We start from the raw sequence: 14,927 nt of genomic DNA on the forward strand, positions 1-14,927 counted from the left end.
CGGTTAATCGCGATACCTTATACAGCCATCGAGGCGGCGACCAACACGGGCAATAAAGGTTTTTTTCAGCCGATATGCCCCTGCCGTCGGCGTGAGGATGGCCGCTGCCCTTCAAGCCTGATAAAATCGCGCGCCTTCGCAGACCGGCAACAGCCGGGCACCCTGAAATTCGTGCAAGGCGCTCGCCTTCGTTTATTTCAGCGGTCCCACTGGACTCGGTCGTTACCCCTGAATCCCCCCTAAAGGCCTGGATCATGAGCAAGCAACCCTCCCTGAGCTACAAGGACGCCGGTGTAGACATCGACGCCGGTGAAGCATTGGTCGAACGCATCAAGAGCGTCGCCAAGCGCACTGCGCGCCCGGAAGTCATGGGCGGCCTGGGCGGTTTCGGCGCCCTCTGCGAAATCCCGGCCGGCTACAAGCAGCCCGTACTGGTTTCCGGCACCGACGGCGTGGGCACCAAGCTGCGCCTGGCGTTGAACCTGAACAAGCACGACAGCATCGGCATCGACCTGGTGGCCATGTGCGTGAACGACCTGGTGGTCTGCGGCGCCGAGCCGCTGTTCTTCCTCGACTACTACGCCACCGGCAAGCTGAACGTCGAAACCGCGACCCAGGTCGTGACCGGCATCGGCGCTGGCTGTGAACTGTCCGGCTGCTCCCTGGTCGGCGGCGAAACCGCTGAAATGCCTGGCATGTACGAAGGCGAAGACTACGACCTGGCCGGCTTCTGCGTCGGCGTCGTGGAAAAATCCGAAATCATCGACGGTTCGAAAGTCGCTGCCGGCGATGCCCTGCTCGCCCTGCCGTCTTCCGGCCCGCACTCCAACGGCTACTCGCTGATCCGCAAGATCATCGAAGTCTCCGGTGCCGATATCGAAAATATCCAGCTCGACGGCAAACCGCTGACCGACCTGCTGATGGCCCCGACCCGCATCTACGTGAAACCGTTGCTCAAGCTGATCAAGGACACCGGCGCGGTCAAAGCCATGGCCCACATCACCGGTGGCGGCCTGCTGGACAACATCCCGCGCGTACTGCCAAAAGGCGCCCAAGCCGTGGTTGACGTCGCAAGCTGGACCCGCCCTGCCGTGTTCGACTGGCTGCAAGAGAAAGGCAACGTCGACGAAAACGAAATGCACCGCGTGCTGAACTGCGGCGTGGGCATGGTCATCTGCGTGGCTCAAGAGCACGTTGAAACTGCCCTGAACGTCCTGCGTGAAGCCGGCGAGCAGCCATGGGTTATCGGTCAGATCGCCACCGCTGCCGAAGGCGCAGCCCAGGTTGAACTGAAGAACCTCAAGGCTCATTGATGTCCCAGACCTGTGATGTGGTGGTGCTGTTGTCCGGCACCGGCAGTAACTTGCAGGCCTTGATCGACAGCACGCGGACCGGCGACAGCCCGGTCCGCATCGCCGCGGTGATTTCCAACCGCGCCGACGCTTACGGCCTGCAACGCGCCAGGGACGCGGGTATCGACACCCGCTCCCTGGATCACAAGGCTTTCGAAGGCCGCGAAGCCTTCGATGCCGCGCTGATCGAACTGATCGACGCCTTCAACCCCAAACTCGTGGTACTGGCCGGTTTCATGCGCATTCTCAGCGCTGACTTCGTGCGCCACTACGCGGGTCGCCTGCTCAACATCCATCCCTCGCTGCTACCCAAATACAAAGGGTTACACACTCATCAGCGCGCGCTGGAAGCCGGCGACACGGAACATGGCTGCTCCGTGCACTTCGTCACCGAGGAACTCGATGGCGGACCACTGGTCGTACAGGCAGTAATACCGGTAGAGTTGCACGATTCGCCGCAGAGTCTGGCGCAGCGAGTCCATGTTCAGGAACACCTGATCTACCCGATGGCTGTACGCTGGTTTGCCGAAGGCCGTTTATCGCTCGGTGAGCAAGGTGCTTTACTGGATGGAAAGTTACTCGCGGCCAGCGGCCACTTGATTCGACACTAGGAGATTTTATGCGTCGCGCCCTGCTCTTCGCTTGCGCTCTGTTTGCCCTGCCTTTCGCGCAGGCTGCAGACCTTCAACCTTTCTCCGCCAGCTACACCGCCGACTGGAAGCAGCTGCCCATGAGTGGCACGGCTGAACGCAGCCTGACCCAGGGTGCCAACGGTGTCTGGAAGCTCAGCTTCAAGGCCTCGATGATGATCGCCAGCCTGACAGAAGAAAGCACCCTTACCCTGGACAAGGACACGTTGCTGCCCCAGTCCTACCACTTCGAACGCGGTGGTCTGGGTAAAGCCAAGAAAGCCGACCTGGACTTCGACTGGACCAACAAAATGGTCACTGGCACCGATCGCGGTGATGCGGTCAAGATCCCGCTGAACCGTGGCATGGTCGACAAATCCACCTATCAGCTGGCCCTGCAACACGATGTGGCCGCCGGCAAAAAAAGCATGAGCTATCAGGTCGTCGATGATGGCGAAGTCGATACGTATGACTTCCGCGTGCTGGGTTCGGAGAAAGTCGACACCAAGGCCGGCCAGATCGATGCGATCAAGGTCGAGCGCGTGCGCGACCCGACGCAAAGCAAGCGCATCACCGTCCTGTGGTTCGCCAAGGATTGGGATTACCTGCTGGTTCGCCTGCAACAGGTCGAAACCGATGGCAAGGAGTACAACATCATGCTCCTTGACGGTACGGTCAACGGCAAGGCTGTCAAAGGCAGCTGATCCGGGCCTGAACAAAAATCCGGAATCCCTCAGGGATTCCGGATTTTTTTATGCCTGCTGAACGTCAAATCCGCGCCAGCGCCTGAGCCAGGTCAGCGCGCAGATCCTCGACATCCTCGACCCCCACGGACAAACGCACCAGCGCATCGCCGATCCCGAGTTGTGCACGGGTGTCTGCGGGGATGGTGGCATGCGTCATGATTGCCGGATGCTCGATCAGGCTTTCCACCCCGCCCAGGCTCTCGGCCAGGGCAAATATCTGCACATTTTCAAGGAAGCGTCTGGCACCGGCCAGGTCGCTGTTCAGGTCGAGGGAAATCATCCCGCCAAATCCACGCATCTGCTGCCGCGCCAATTCGTGCTGCGGGTGCGACGGCAAGCCCGGATAGTAAACGCGTGCCACTTGCGGCTGACGCTCCAGCCATTGCGCCAGCTCCAGCGCGTTACTGCAATGACGCTCCATGCGCAACGCCAGGGTCTTCACGCCGCGCAGGGTGAGGAACGCGTCAAACGGCCCGGCGATGGCACCTACCGCGTTCTGCAAAAAGCCCAGGCGCTCGGCCAGTTCGGCGTTCTGCCCGACCACCGCAATGCCGCCGATCACGTCGGAGTGGCCGTTCAGGTACTTGGTCGTCGAGTGCACCACGATATCGAAACCCAACTCCAGCGGGCGCTGGATCCACGGGCTGGCGAAGGTGTTGTCGGCGACACAGAGGATGCCGCGCTCGCGGCAGATACGCGCAATGGCGGCGAGATCAGAAAGGCGCAGCAAAGGATTGCTCGGCGTCTCGACACAGACCATCCGCGTGTCGTCCTGCAACGCCGCTTCGAAGGCGGACAGGTCGGTCAGGTCGACGTAGCTGAAGCGATGCCCGGCGCTGCGCTGACGGACTTTGTCGAACAGACGGAACGTCCCGCCGTACAGGTCGTTGCCGGAGACGATGTGCGCGTTGGCATCGAGCAATTCGAGCACCGTGGAAATCGCCGCCAGCCCGGAGGCAAAGGCGAAGGCCCGGGTGCCGCCCTCGAGGTCCGCCACGCAACGCTCCAGCGCAAAGCGCGTCGGATTGTGCGAGCGGCCATAGTCGAGGCCCTTATGCACGCCGGGGCTTTGCTGCAAGTAAGTGGAGTTGGCGTAGATCGGCGGCATCAGCGCCCCGGTGGAAGGATCCGGCGTCTGTCCGGCATGGATCACACGGGTGCCGAAGGCGCGGGGCGCGCCGGATTCATCGTGCTGACTCATGTAAGCGATCTCCGTAAGTGATTAAGCAGGTCGACTCGCGTAATCAGGCCATGGAAGCCCGAGGCATCGGCGATGATCGCCACCAGACCACGATCGAGTTCCGCCTGCAGTTCGGCCAGACTGGCGTTTGCCGGCAGGGTTTGTAACTTGTCAGTCATGGCGCTGGCTACGGGCATGCGCAAATGCGAAGCGTCTTCGTGCACGCCCAGCAGAATATCGGATTCGTCGATCACGCCGACCAGCCGCTTGCCGTCCGCCAGCACCGGCAATTGCGATACATCCGCCAGGCGCATGCGCTGGAAGGCGGTGAGCAGCGTGTCGTCGGGGCCGACGCTGATGACGCGGCCATCCTCGAAACGCCGCGCGATCAGGTCGCGCAGATCGCCGTAGCGCTTGTATTGCAGCAGGCCCTGATCGTTCATCCATTGGTCGTTGTAGACCTTCGACAGGTAACGGGTGCCGGTGTCGCAGACGAAGCTGACCACCCGTTTCGGCTCGGTCTGCTCGCGACAGTAACGCAACGCCGCCGCCAGCAAAGTGCCAGTCGAGGAACCGCCGAGAATGCCTTCGGCGCGCAGCAGTTGACGGGCGTGATCGAAGCTTTCCTCGTCGCTGATCGAATAGGCGTGGCGCACGCTGGAAAGGTCGGCAATCGATGGAATGAAGTCTTCGCCGATGCCTTCCACCGCCCATGAACCGGCCTTGCCGAGGGTGCCGCTGCGGCTGTACTCGGCCATCACCGAACCGACCGGATCGGCCAGCACCATTTCCAGGTTCGGTTGCACGCGTTGAAAGAAGCGCGTCAGCCCGGTCAGGGTGCCGGCCGAACCGACGCCGACGACAATGGCATCCAGATCATGCTGGGTCTGTGCCCAGATCTCCGGCGCGGTGCTGCATTCGTGGGCCAGCGGATTGGCCGGGTTGTTGAACTGGTCGGCGAAGAACGCATCGGGAATCTCCTGCGCCAGCCGCGCCGCCACGTCCTGATAGTAATCGGGATGACCCTTGCCGACGTCGGAACGGGTGATGTGCACCTCGGCGCCCATGGCCTTGAGGTGCAACACCTTCTCGGTGGACATTTTGTCCGGCACCACCAGCACCACTCGATAGCCTTTGGCTCGGCCGACCAGGGCCAGGCCGAGGCCGGTGTTGCCGGCGGTGGCTTCAACGATGGTGCCGCCGGGTTGCAGACGGCCATCGCGTTCGGCGGCATCGATCATCGCCAGACCGATGCGGTCCTTGATCGAACCGCCGGGGTTCTGTGATTCGAGTTTGAGAAACAGCGTACACGGGCCGGTATCGAAACGGCTGACGCGCACCAGCGGCGTATTGCCGATCAGTTCAAGCACGGCAGGGCGGGAGTCGTTTGGCATGTCGTTACCTCGCTGCGAGAATCCGCACTGGATGGACAGCAACCGGCATCGGGTCTTCGTGCGCCAGTCACCAGTAATGCCTCGCAAGGAACATAGGCAGGGAATGCGCTATCCGCAACCGTGCGCAGCCAACCGGTAGCGTCGCAGCCTTAACGGTTGCGCGGCAAAATCGACAGAAAATTGTCCCGCGCGACTTTTCTCGCCACCTGCTCAGGCAAGGCGTCGAGAAACGGGTCGAAGCTGCGCATTTCCTTACCCAGCTTGTTGAAACGTCCCACCACATCAGAGCCGAGCATGAAGCGATCCGGGAAGCGCTCCACCAGTCCCAGCCAGGCTTCAGAAGGCTTGCCCTGCTCATCCAGCAGGTAAGGCGTCAGCATGCTCCAGGACAGGTCGATGTAAAGATTGGGGTAGGCCTCGAGCATTCGGCTCAGGGTCGGCAACAGAAAATCCAGTCGGGTTTGATGCCGATGGACCTCGGCGCTGGTGCCTGCGTGCGCCCAAATGAATCGTGTATGCGGATGATTACGCAACGGCTCCTCGACTTCCGACAGGTACAGCGGATTTTTCTCACGCTTGGAGGTGATGTTGGAGTGCAGCATCACCGGCAAGTCGTTCTCCGCCGCGAGGTGATAGATCCGCGTCATCGCTTCGTTGTTGGCCCGTGGCGTGTCGCCGGCGGTCAGCGCGGTCAGGTCATCGTGCCGGGTAAACACTTCGCCGATCCCTTGCCACAGCCCCGGATTGAGATCGAGCATTCGCTGGATGTGCGCTGCGGAGTTTTTGTCGTTGGGGTTGAAACCGGACAGGAACGGGTGAAAGCGCTGACGCTGCTCGGGGGTCAATTTGTTTACCGCTGCCGCGACGATCACATCCGTCGCGCTGTACCAATAGGCATCGGCGTCATCACCGGCGTAATAGCGCGGGCGCTTCGGTTCGTCTTCGTGCCATTTCTTCGCCACCGGGATCCCGGAAATCATCACATGATCAATGGCATTGTCGTCCATGGCCTTGAGCAATGTCGGCATGCCGGCGGTTTCCTGAAAAAAGTCCACGTAATGCAGGTGCGCATCGCTGTAGGCGTATTCGCGTGCATTGACGTAAGCACTGGATAGCACCAGCAAACAGGCAAGGCTCAAACGGAACAGGGGCACGGGCATTCTCCGGGGGCAGGAAAGACGTAGACCTTTGCACACTCAAGACGGTTCAGCCGGTAAGAAAGTGGAACGCGCATCGTCAGGAATGCTCTATAACTTCGAGGTCTGTTTTGATCGAATGACTTTTTAGCCTGGGAGGCTCCCAATGACCGTTACCGTCAATACCGTTTCCGCCGAAGGTTTTCGCCACAGCGTCCAGATCGATGACCACGAGCTTTTTGCCGATGTGCCGACCACGTCTGGCGGCGAAGGCTCGGCCCCTGAGCCACACGACTACTTCGACGCGGCCCTGGGTGCCTGCAAGGCCCTGACACTGAAGCTGTACGCAAAGAAGAAAGACATTCCGCTGACCGGCGTCACGGTTGAAGTCAAACGTGACAACAGCGAAGAGCAGAAAGGCAAATATGCCCTGCACGTCAAACTGACCCTCAAGGGCGTGCTCACCGACGCCCAGCGCGACGAGTTGCACCGCGTGGCCGACCGCTGCCCGGTACACAAGCTGATGACCAGCACCGAGGTGAGCATCGAAACCCATCTCTCCGAAGGTGCCTTCAGCCAATAGCGGCAAGGGCTGCGCAAGCGGGTTATGCTCCACGCGTCACCCGCTCAGCCTGGAATGCACCATGAACACGCCACTCGTGATCCGCCCTCGCGCCGAAGATGTCGAGGGCCAACCGATTCTGCGCCCGCTGCCGTCAGCCAAATGCCGCAGCGTCGGGCCTTTCGTCTTTTTCGACCACATGCTCGAAACCCGTTATGCGGCGGGAACAGGCATGAACATCCGTCAGCACCCGCACATTGGCCTGTCCACCCTCACGTATTTGTTCGAAGGAAAAATCCAGCACAAGGACAGCCTCGGCTCCGATCAGGTGGTCGATGCCGGCGATGTCAGCTGGATGACGGCGGGCAGTGCAATTGCTCACGTTGAACGCACGCCTGAAACCTTGAAGGAAAGCGGCTTCACGATGCACGGTTTGCAGGTTTGGCTCGCCTCCCCCAAGACGCAGGAACAGGGGCCCGGTCACTACAGCCATCATCCGGCAGCGACGTTGCCGGTCAGCGATAACCTTGGCGTGAAGATCCGCATGATTGCCGGTTCAGGCTTTTGCCTGGAATCGCCGGTACCGGTGCTTTCTCCTACGCTGTATGCGGAATTGAACCTGCAAACGGCGACCACCTTGCTGATCACGACCGAGCATGAAGAGCGGGCACTGTACGTGCTCAGCGGCGACGCACAGCTTGATGGCGAGCTGCTGGAGCCGCATGCGCTGGTGGTGCTGCCTGCCGGAGAGGAAATGACGTTGTTCGCCGAGAGCGACTGTCATGCCGTGCTGTTTGGCGGGGCACCGCTGGACGGACCGCGGCGAATCAACTGGAATTTTGTGGCGAGCGATCCGGCGGCGATCGATGAAGCGCGACGACGCTGGGCGGCTGGGGATTGGCCGACGGTGCCGGGGGAAAGCGAGCGGATCGAGCTGCCTTAGCATCGTCGGTAACAGTTACACCGCCATCGCGAGCAGGCTCACTCGTACAAGGGAGAATGCATTCCAATTGTAGGAGTGAGCCTGCTCGCGATGGGGTCGGCCCTGACACCGAGAGTGTCAGGGCGGAATCAGCTATCAGTCTTTAAAAACTTCATCCAGCAGATTGTGCATCGAAGTAAACGCCCGAGCCGCCGTCTTCGCGTCATACATCATCTTGCCCGGCACATTCGCATGCGGGTCAGTAAACGAATGCACCGCGCCGCCGTAACTCAGCAGTTGCCAATCCACGCCCGCCGCATTCATTTCCTCTTCAAACGCCGGCAATTGCTCTTTCGGCACCAGCGGGTCGGATGCACCGTGCAACACCAGCACCGAGCCCTTGATGGTTTTAGCATCGTTGACGTTCGGCGTATCCAGCGTGCCATGGAACGAAACCGCCGCTTTTACCGGCGCGCCGGTGCGGGCCAGTTCCAGTGCGCAGCAACCGCCGAAGCAGAAACCGAAGGTCGCCAGTTTCGAGGTATCAACCGCCGCCTCGCCCTGCCCTTGCAACTGTTCGAACGCCGCTTGCATGCGCTTGCGCAGCAAGGCGCGGTCGTTCTTCAGGGGCATCATCGCTGCACCCGCCTCGTCGCCATTCTGTGGACGCACCGACTGGCCGTACAAGTCGGCGATCAACACCACATAACCCTTGGCCGCCACCGATTTGGCGATCTCCTCGGCACCGGCGCTGACACCCATCCAGTTCGGCGCCATCAACAGACCGGGGCGCGGGCCTTTGTGGTCGGCATCGAACGCCAGACGGCTTTCATACGACTGGCCATCAAGCTGATAAGCGACGGAACGAACAGTGATTTGGCTCATGACTAACTCCCAGTAAAAGACACCAGAATGAAAAAACCCGCCGAAGCGGGTTTTTTTACAACTCGGTTAAACCGACAGTTCAACCAGCAGCTTGTTGAGGCGGCGCACATACGCGGCCGGGTCTTTCAAGCTGTCGCCGGCTGCCAGTGCCGCCTGATCGAAGAGAATGTGCGACAGGTCGCCGAAGCGCTCGTCGCTCTGCTCGTTGTCGAGTTTCTCGATCAGCGGGTGAGCCGGGTTGAATTCGAAGATCGGCTTCGAATCCGGAACCTTCTGACCGCTGGCTTCGAGGATCTGACGCATCTGCATGCCCAGGTCCTGCTCGCCGATGGCCAGGATCGCCGGGGAATCAGTCAGACGGTGGGAAACCCGTACTTCAGCGACGGATTCGCCCAGTGCAGTTTTCAGACGCTCAACCAGGCCCTCTTTGGACTTGGCGACTTCTTCCGCGGCTTTCTTGTCTTCTTCCGAATCCAGGTTGCCCAGGTCCAGGTCACCGCGCGCCACGTCGACAAAGCTCTTGCCGTCGAAGTCGCTGAGGTAGCTCATCAGCCACTCATCAATGCGGTCGGTCAGCAGCAGCACTTCGATGCCTTTCTTGCGGAAGACTTCCAGGTGCGGGCTGTTTTTGACCTGCGCGTAGGTTTCGCCGGTCAGGTAGTAGATCTTGTCCTGACCTTCCTTGGCACGCGCCAGGTACTCGGCCAGCCCCACAACCTGCTCGCCTTCTTCGCCCTGAGTGGAGGCGAAACGCAGCAGGCCAGCGATTTTCTCTTTGTTGGCGAAGTCTTCTGCCGGGCCTTCTTTCATGACCTGGCCGAAGTTCTTCCAGAAGCCTTTGTATTGCTCAGGCTCGTTCTTCGCCAGTTTTTCCAGCATGTCCAGAACGCGCTTGGTCAGGGCCGACTTCATGGAGTCGATGATCGGGTCTTTCTGCAGGATTTCCCGCGACACGTTCAGCGACAGGTCGTTGGAATCGACCACACCTTTGATGAAGCGCAGGTACAGCGGCAGGAACGACTCGGCCTGATCCATGACAAATACGCGCTGTACATAGAGCTTCAGGCCTTTCGGCGCTTCACGCTGGTACAGGTCGAACGGAGCACGGGTCGGCACGTACAGCAGCGAGCTGTATTCGAGCTTGCCTTCGACCTTGTTATGGCTCCAGCTCAGCGGATTTTCGAAGTCATGAGCGATGTGCTTGTAGAACTCCTGGTATTCCTCGTCCTTGATCTCGGTGCGAGGACGAGTCCACAGGGCGCTGGCGCGGTTGACGGTTTCCCATTCAACTGCGGGCTTCTCTTCACCTTCGACAGCTGCCACTTCTTTCGGCAACTCGATCGGCAGAGCGATGTGGTCGGAGTACTTCTTGATGATGTTGCGCAGACGCCAGCCATCGGCGAATTCGTCTTCACCGGATTTCAGGTGCAGGACGATACGGGTGCCGCGCTCGGCTTTCTCAACGGTGGCAACTTCAAAATCGCCTTCACCTTTGGACGACCAATGCACGCCTTCGCTGGCAGCAGAACCGGCACGACGGCTGAACACGTCAACTTTGTCAGCGACGATGAAGGCCGAGTAGAAACCGACACCAAACTGACCGATCAGGTGCGAGTCTTTCTTCTGATCGCCAGACAGGTGTTTCATGAAATCAGCAGTGCCGGATTTGGCGATGGTACCCAGGTGGGTAATCGCGTCTTCACGGCTCATGCCGATGCCGTTGTCTTCGAGGGTGACGGTCTTGGCGTCCTTGTCGAAGCTCACACGGATTTTCAGTTCGGCGCCACCTTCCAGCAGTTCAGGCTTGGACAGGGCTTCGAAACGTAATTTGTCGACAGCGTCAGAGGCGTTCGAGATCAATTCGCGAAGGAAAATTTCCTTGTTGGAATACAGCGAATGGATCATGAGGTGCAGCAGTTGCTTCACCTCGGTCTGGAAGCCCAGGGTTTCCTTTTGAGTTTCCACACTCATGGTCATCAAACTCCAATCAGATGGCAGTGGCCGCGACCTGAAGGGTCGGCGGCGGGTTGTCATCAGAGTTTGGGGCTGAGTTCAGGATTTCAAGGGCTCTTCAATTTTGAAATGACCGCGGGCGGTGGCAATCGGCTCGGCTTCGGTGGTTTGCCAGGCTGTAATCGCCACGTTTGCCACGCGTCGGCCCTGGCGGCAAACCTGACATTTGGCCCACGTATCGCGAAACTGCCCGGCTCGCAGGTAGTCGAGGGAGAAATCGATGATCTTCGGTACACCGGGCGAGCCGGTGAAAATCAGCAGGTGCAGCGCTGCGGACAGCTCCATGAACCCGGCGATCACCCCACCATGGATGGCCGGCAGTAAAGGGTTACCAATGTTGTCCTTGTTGGCCGGCAAGCGAAACAGCAGCTCATCCCCGACACGCGAACACTCGATGCCGATCAGTTTGGCATAAGGCAACAGGTGCAGCAGCGAAGCGTAGTCCCCCTGCGCGTGGGCTTGCTGGAGTTGCTCCTTGAAAGAGTCAGTCATTTCGCACCTCCGGCGATTGCGCCACCCAATCCCTTGGCGCCTTTGACGGCTTTGCCCATGCGCATGAACGTGCCGACGACATGGGCGATGGGCTGCTCGGGATCGTCCTGGTAGGCAAAGCCTCGGGCGAAGATCACGTCGGTGGTCACCCGGTAGCATTGGGCGAAACCGTAGACATCCTTATGAGGCTCGGCGGCGTGCATGTAGTCGATGCGCAAATCGAGGGTCGGGCAGACTTCAAATTCGGGCAGGACGCAGAGGGTCGACATGCCACACGCGGTGTCCATCAGCGAGGTCAAAGCCCCGCCATGGATCACACCGGTCTGCGGGTTGCCGACGATTTGCGGGCTGTACGGCAGGATGACCGTCAGCCCTTCGTTGCTGGCGCTGTGAACCCGCAAACCCAACACCTGACAATGCCTGAGTGCCGAAAGAAATCGCGTCGCGCGCTCAAAAACGGGGTTTTCGGCCATGTGATAAACACTCTTCTTAATAGTCGGAAATCGTATTCGGCGTATTCGTAAAAGTTCCCGCAGGAATATTCTTATATATCTGAACGATTTGAGGAACTTAACCCTGGGGGCTGTGCTCGAAAGGCCAGTAGATATTTTCCATAAGGAGATACACCCCATGCGTAAGACTTTAGCTATTGCCTTGATGTTGACCGCTTCCCTCGGTCTCGCTGCTTGCGATAAAAAATCCGAGGACAAAGCTCAAGATGCTAACCAACATGCTGAGCAAGCCCAGCAAGACATGAACAAAGCTCAGGATAAAGTGAACGACGCTGCGAAAGAAAACGCCGAAGCTGCCAAAGCTCAGGCCGAATCGAACGAAGCCGCAGCAAAAGAAGAAGCACCTAAAAACTAAAATCGTTTTTAGCGTGATAAAAGAAAACCCGCCAAGTGCGGGTTTTCTTTTGCCTGTCATTCGGTCCGTCAGAGCAAAACAGTTCTAAAAGTCGGACTAATCATCAACAGCAACGAACACACTAGTCCGACGATCCATACCAGGCTGCGCTGCCAGGCAAGATCCGCCCAATAGCACAGTAAATAAATGATTCGGGAAATCACAAAGATGATGGCCAGCGAATCGATCAGCCACCCCGCCGTCTGCGTGGTGTGCGCCATCAACACCCCCACCGCAAACAATATGAACGCCTCGAAGCAGTTTTGATGCGCCGCCACTGCACGGGCGCCGAAACCTGTGAGTTGCGCCTGTTGCTGACGCGGCAGGTGATTGTTGTAACCGTCCTGCTCTTTCATGGCCTTGGTCACGGGCATGCGGGCCACGTAGATCAGCAAGGCGCTGATAAACACGCACCAGAACGGAATACTCATCAAGCGGCCTCTTTATTGGCTTCGGGCAATGGCGCCTCTGTAGGGGTATAGACCATCACGTCGAGAACGTCGGAATGAAACTCCCGGCGATACAACACCAGCACCACGCCAGCACTCATCAACATGAACAGCCATGGGCTGACGAACCAAGCCAGCATGGTCATGCCAAAGTAGTAAGAACGCAGGCCAAAGTTGAACTGGTTGGCCGCCATGGAAATTACCCGGGCGGCTCGGGCGGCGAAGGCTTTGCGCTCTTGTTCGGACACGTGACGTTCGCCAATCATCGGCGCCGACCCGATCAAAATGGCGGCGAAGTTGTACTGGCGCATGCACCAGCTGAAGGTGAAGAACGCATAGACAAACACCAGCGCCAGGCACAGTAACTTGATCTCGGACATCCCCTGCGACGCCTGTTGCACCATCGGAATATCCGCCAGCAACGAGACGGCCCGTTCCGACGCACCGAGTACGGTGAGAATGCCAGCCAGGATAATCAGCGTGCTGGAGGCAAAGAACGAGGCGTTACGCTCCAGGTTGCCGACCACGCTGGCGTCGGCGATGCGGTTGTCGCGCAAGAGCATGCGGCGCATCCAGTCTTCACGGTACAGGTGCAGCACACTGGCCAGGCATGCGGTGTCGCGGCCCTTCCATGAGGCATAGCGGGTGTAACCGCCCCAGCAGATGACAAACCACAGCGCGGCAACGATGTGGATGATATTGGCGTGGATGAACGACATGCAGGTCCTTAAACGTGGGCTGAAGCTGAGTTTTCAATACGAATTGGCTGTGCAAGGCAACCACTACCTCTCGCGTTCAACGTTACATAAGCGCTTGTTCAATGCAAAGTCGAAAAAGGGCGCACTTCATTAAATTCTATCGATTGAACATCATCAATAGCTGTCATATTTGACAGCTATTCAGTCTTATTTTTACCGGTTAGCCTCCAAGGTATCGCTTGTAGCCTCTTGAACTTTATCAATCGGCACCTGGAGAATTCCTATGCTCAGCCCAAAAAAAAATCAGCCGCGGCTCCTGATGAACAATGGCTTGATCCGTCTTTTGGGCAGGCTGGCGTAGCCTATCAATTTTCTGCAGGAAGTGACCCACTGCAAATTGTTTCCAGAAGACCCGACGAGAAGTTACTTCTGGCAGGCGGCGTCTACTGGGAAGGTCATCAAGACTTCCAGCTTGTGCAACTGCTGGAAGATGGCAGCCGGGATCCTGATTTTGCGGATGACGGAATACTCAAGGGCGGGTTTAAGGTTGGATCTCGGGCCTCTCTACACGGCGCCCAACTTTACAAAGATGGGAAGATCCTGGTCATTGGTACACACCGCGACGATATTGAGTATCTTGCTTTCGCGCGCTTTCTCGAAAACGGCAAACCTGATTACACGTTTGGCGATGGAGGTCTGGTACTGAATCCCTACCCAACCCACTTGAGTAACCTGGCCGTTTCAACCAGACCCCATCGTTCAATGACTCAACCAACCTCCAACACTGCAATCGGTCCAAATGGCGAGATCATAATGGCGGGTTGGATGAGCATCTTTCGATACGACCCAGACGGCAAACTTGATCTGTCATTTAACGGAAGCGGCAGCATCAATGTCGATTTCGTCATCCATGCAGTCGGCGCGTCCGCTGATGGCGCCATTACTGTCGTCGGATCCAGCTCCGTAGGCTTTAGCCCTCAGAACGAAGGTATCGTCGCCCGCTTCAAAGCTGATGGAACTCCAGACAATTCCTTTGGGACGAGCGGCATCACGAGAATCCGCATCGACGAAGCCGATACAGTATTTTCAGGCCTGTTACTGCGCGAAGATGGCAGTACGTTCGTGACTGGCTCGTTGGACCGAACCCCGAACGATGTTTGGGGCAACGGCCGCCGGGAAGTGCTTGCAGCGTTTAATGGAAATGGTTGGCCGAATCTTGTTTTCAACGGTGGCAAAGCGGTGGTGTCCGAGTTGCCATCAAGCGCAGCCAACGCATGGTCTGACATTGGCGGAGACCCTGCACATGGAATTGTCGTCGTTGGCCTGTCAGGCGCGAGAAGCAGGGAGAGTACGCTGATCGCCCGTTATGAGGCTACGGGAAAACTCGACATCACGTTCGGCGACGAAGGCTTTCTGAATACCCGCTTTGGAAAAGATTACGAGTTCTGGAAGTCGGTGGTTGTGCAACCCGATCAAAAAATCATTGCTTCGGGTGATTGCCGGTATTTTTTTGACAGGGCGACTGTAGCGCGGTTTCTAGCCACCAGAGAGAAGTAAATGGTG

At 58.5% G+C, this 14,927-nt stretch carries 16 protein-coding genes; 7 read left to right on the forward strand and 9 right to left on the reverse strand.

Annotated features, from left to right (window positions below; translation table 11 throughout):
- Nucleotides 1-254 precede the first annotated feature (254 nt).
- The 3 genes from purM to AC1ROI_RS23970 are packed head-to-tail and all read left to right on the forward strand — an operon-like array spanning nucleotide 255 to nucleotide 2,685.
- Nucleotides 255-1,313 carry a phosphoribosylformylglycinamidine cyclo-ligase gene (gene purM, locus AC1ROI_RS23960; RefSeq protein WP_010456810.1) on the forward strand — a complete coding sequence of 353 codons (1,059 nt, stop codon included), beginning with the start codon at nucleotides 255-257 and terminating at the stop codon, nucleotides 1,311-1,313.
- Nucleotides 1,313-1,963: a phosphoribosylglycinamide formyltransferase gene (gene purN, locus AC1ROI_RS23965; RefSeq protein ID WP_010456811.1), complete on the forward strand. Its 651-nt coding sequence runs from the start codon at nucleotides 1,313-1,315 to the stop codon at nucleotides 1,961-1,963. Before purM ends, purN begins: the two co-directional genes overlap by 1 nt.
- An 8-nt stretch (nucleotides 1,964-1,971) precedes the next feature.
- Nucleotides 1,972-2,685 carry a DUF3108 domain-containing protein gene (locus tag AC1ROI_RS23970; RefSeq protein ID WP_077749780.1) on the forward strand — a complete coding sequence of 238 codons (714 nt, stop codon included), beginning with the start codon at nucleotides 1,972-1,974 and terminating at the stop codon, nucleotides 2,683-2,685.
- A 64-nt stretch (nucleotides 2,686-2,749) separates the two neighbouring features.
- Here AC1ROI_RS23970 and AC1ROI_RS23975 read toward each other — a convergent pair whose 3' ends face one another.
- The 3 genes from AC1ROI_RS23975 to AC1ROI_RS23985 form a co-directional block, all read right to left on the reverse strand.
- A complete protein-coding gene (locus AC1ROI_RS23975; RefSeq protein WP_077749779.1) occupies nucleotides 2,750-3,928 on the reverse strand; it encodes a trans-sulfuration enzyme family protein in 1,179 nt (392 codons plus the stop codon).
- Nucleotides 3,925-5,301 carry a pyridoxal-phosphate dependent enzyme gene (locus tag AC1ROI_RS23980; protein ID WP_077749778.1) on the reverse strand — a complete coding sequence of 459 codons (1,377 nt, stop codon included), beginning with the start codon at nucleotides 5,299-5,301 and terminating at the stop codon, nucleotides 3,925-3,927. Before AC1ROI_RS23980 ends, AC1ROI_RS23975 begins: the two co-directional genes overlap by 4 nt.
- A 149-nt stretch (nucleotides 5,302-5,450) precedes the next feature.
- Nucleotides 5,451-6,461, reverse strand: a complete 1,011-nt coding sequence (locus tag AC1ROI_RS23985; protein ID WP_010456819.1) for an amidohydrolase family protein — start codon at nucleotides 6,459-6,461, stop codon at nucleotides 5,451-5,453.
- 142 nt (nucleotides 6,462-6,603) lie between these two features.
- On the opposite strand from AC1ROI_RS23985, the gene AC1ROI_RS23990 reads away from it, so the two are divergent.
- Together AC1ROI_RS23990 and AC1ROI_RS23995 are read left to right on the forward strand one after the other, a co-directional pair.
- Entirely contained in the window at nucleotides 6,604-7,020 is a 417-nt protein-coding gene (locus tag AC1ROI_RS23990; RefSeq protein WP_010456822.1) for an OsmC family protein, read from the forward strand.
- 61 nt (nucleotides 7,021-7,081) lie between these two features.
- Nucleotides 7,082-7,942 carry a pirin family protein gene (locus tag AC1ROI_RS23995; RefSeq protein ID WP_102595120.1) on the forward strand — a complete coding sequence of 287 codons (861 nt, stop codon included), beginning with the start codon at nucleotides 7,082-7,084 and terminating at the stop codon, nucleotides 7,940-7,942.
- 135 nt (nucleotides 7,943-8,077) lie between these two features.
- On the opposite strand, the gene AC1ROI_RS24000 is transcribed toward AC1ROI_RS23995, so the two are convergent.
- The 4 genes from AC1ROI_RS24000 to AC1ROI_RS24015 form a co-directional block, all read right to left on the reverse strand.
- Complete coding sequence (locus tag AC1ROI_RS24000; protein ID WP_010456825.1) at nucleotides 8,078-8,806, reverse strand: dienelactone hydrolase family protein; 729 nt, start codon at nucleotides 8,804-8,806, stop codon at nucleotides 8,078-8,080.
- A gap of 66 nt (nucleotides 8,807-8,872) precedes the next feature.
- Nucleotides 8,873-10,777, reverse strand: coding sequence for a molecular chaperone HtpG (gene htpG, locus AC1ROI_RS24005; protein ID WP_102595537.1), 1,905 nt, complete (start codon nucleotides 10,775-10,777; stop codon nucleotides 8,873-8,875).
- An 81-nt stretch (nucleotides 10,778-10,858) separates the two neighbouring features.
- On the reverse strand, nucleotides 10,859-11,311 hold the full coding sequence (locus AC1ROI_RS24010) for a PaaI family thioesterase (RefSeq protein WP_010456830.1): 453 nt from the start codon (nucleotides 11,309-11,311) through the stop codon (nucleotides 10,859-10,861).
- On the reverse strand, nucleotides 11,308-11,784 hold the full coding sequence (locus AC1ROI_RS24015; protein WP_102595531.1) for a PaaI family thioesterase: 477 nt from the start codon (nucleotides 11,782-11,784) through the stop codon (nucleotides 11,308-11,310). The genes AC1ROI_RS24010 and AC1ROI_RS24015 overlap by 4 nt, the downstream gene beginning before the upstream one ends.
- 157 nt (nucleotides 11,785-11,941) lie before the next feature.
- Here AC1ROI_RS24015 and AC1ROI_RS24020 point away from each other — a divergent pair, with 157 nt between their 5' ends.
- Entirely contained in the window at nucleotides 11,942-12,178 is a 237-nt protein-coding gene (locus AC1ROI_RS24020) for a hypothetical protein (RefSeq protein WP_102595532.1), read from the forward strand.
- 68 nt (nucleotides 12,179-12,246) lie between these two features.
- Here the strand turns inward: AC1ROI_RS24020 and AC1ROI_RS24025 are convergent, their stop codons facing one another.
- Together AC1ROI_RS24025 and AC1ROI_RS24030 are read right to left on the reverse strand one after the other, a co-directional pair.
- Nucleotides 12,247-12,648, reverse strand: coding sequence for an MAPEG family protein (locus AC1ROI_RS24025; protein ID WP_102595533.1), 402 nt, complete (start codon nucleotides 12,646-12,648; stop codon nucleotides 12,247-12,249).
- Complete coding sequence (locus AC1ROI_RS24030; protein ID WP_010456838.1) at nucleotides 12,648-13,385, reverse strand: DUF599 domain-containing protein; 738 nt, start codon at nucleotides 13,383-13,385, stop codon at nucleotides 12,648-12,650. The genes AC1ROI_RS24025 and AC1ROI_RS24030 overlap by 1 nt, the downstream gene beginning before the upstream one ends.
- 228 nt (nucleotides 13,386-13,613) lie before the next feature.
- On the opposite strand from AC1ROI_RS24030, the gene AC1ROI_RS24035 reads away from it, so the two are divergent.
- On the forward strand, nucleotides 13,614-14,921 hold the full coding sequence (locus AC1ROI_RS24035; RefSeq protein WP_102595534.1) for an NHL repeat-containing protein: 1,308 nt from the start codon (nucleotides 13,614-13,616) through the stop codon (nucleotides 14,919-14,921).
- The last annotated feature ends 6 nt before the right edge of the window (nucleotides 14,922-14,927 follow it).

The sequence above is a fragment of the Pseudomonas sp. GW823-FHT02C02 genome, from assembly GCF_058797635.1.

Excerpts from the sequence above, each read along its gene's own strand:
- purM (WP_010456810.1), top strand. The coding sequence starts at position 255 with ATGAGCAAGCAACCCTCCCTGAGCTACAAGGACGCCGGTGTAGACATC.
- purN (WP_010456811.1), top strand. The coding sequence starts at position 1,313 with ATGTCCCAGACCTGTGATGTGGTGGTGCTGTTGTCCGGCACCGGCAGT.
- AC1ROI_RS23970 (WP_077749780.1), top strand. The coding sequence starts at position 1,972 with ATGCGTCGCGCCCTGCTCTTCGCTTGCGCTCTGTTTGCCCTGCCTTTC.
- AC1ROI_RS23975 (WP_077749779.1), bottom strand. The coding sequence starts at position 3,928 with ATGAGTCAGCACGATGAATCCGGCGCGCCCCGCGCCTTCGGCACCCGT.
- AC1ROI_RS23980 (WP_077749778.1), bottom strand. The coding sequence starts at position 5,301 with ATGCCAAACGACTCCCGCCCTGCCGTGCTTGAACTGATCGGCAATACG.
- AC1ROI_RS23985 (WP_010456819.1), bottom strand. The coding sequence starts at position 6,461 with ATGCCCGTGCCCCTGTTCCGTTTGAGCCTTGCCTGTTTGCTGGTGCTA.
- AC1ROI_RS23990 (WP_010456822.1), top strand. The coding sequence starts at position 6,604 with ATGACCGTTACCGTCAATACCGTTTCCGCCGAAGGTTTTCGCCACAGC.
- AC1ROI_RS23995 (WP_102595120.1), top strand. The coding sequence starts at position 7,082 with ATGAACACGCCACTCGTGATCCGCCCTCGCGCCGAAGATGTCGAGGGC.
- AC1ROI_RS24000 (WP_010456825.1), bottom strand. The coding sequence starts at position 8,806 with ATGAGCCAAATCACTGTTCGTTCCGTCGCTTATCAGCTTGATGGCCAG.
- htpG (WP_102595537.1), bottom strand. The coding sequence starts at position 10,777 with ATGAGTGTGGAAACTCAAAAGGAAACCCTGGGCTTCCAGACCGAGGTG.
- AC1ROI_RS24010 (WP_010456830.1), bottom strand. The coding sequence starts at position 11,311 with ATGACTGACTCTTTCAAGGAGCAACTCCAGCAAGCCCACGCGCAGGGG.
- AC1ROI_RS24015 (WP_102595531.1), bottom strand. The coding sequence starts at position 11,784 with ATGGCCGAAAACCCCGTTTTTGAGCGCGCGACGCGATTTCTTTCGGCA.
- AC1ROI_RS24020 (WP_102595532.1), top strand. The coding sequence starts at position 11,942 with ATGCGTAAGACTTTAGCTATTGCCTTGATGTTGACCGCTTCCCTCGGT.
- AC1ROI_RS24025 (WP_102595533.1), bottom strand. The coding sequence starts at position 12,648 with ATGAGTATTCCGTTCTGGTGCGTGTTTATCAGCGCCTTGCTGATCTAC.
- AC1ROI_RS24030 (WP_010456838.1), bottom strand. The coding sequence starts at position 13,385 with ATGTCGTTCATCCACGCCAATATCATCCACATCGTTGCCGCGCTGTGG.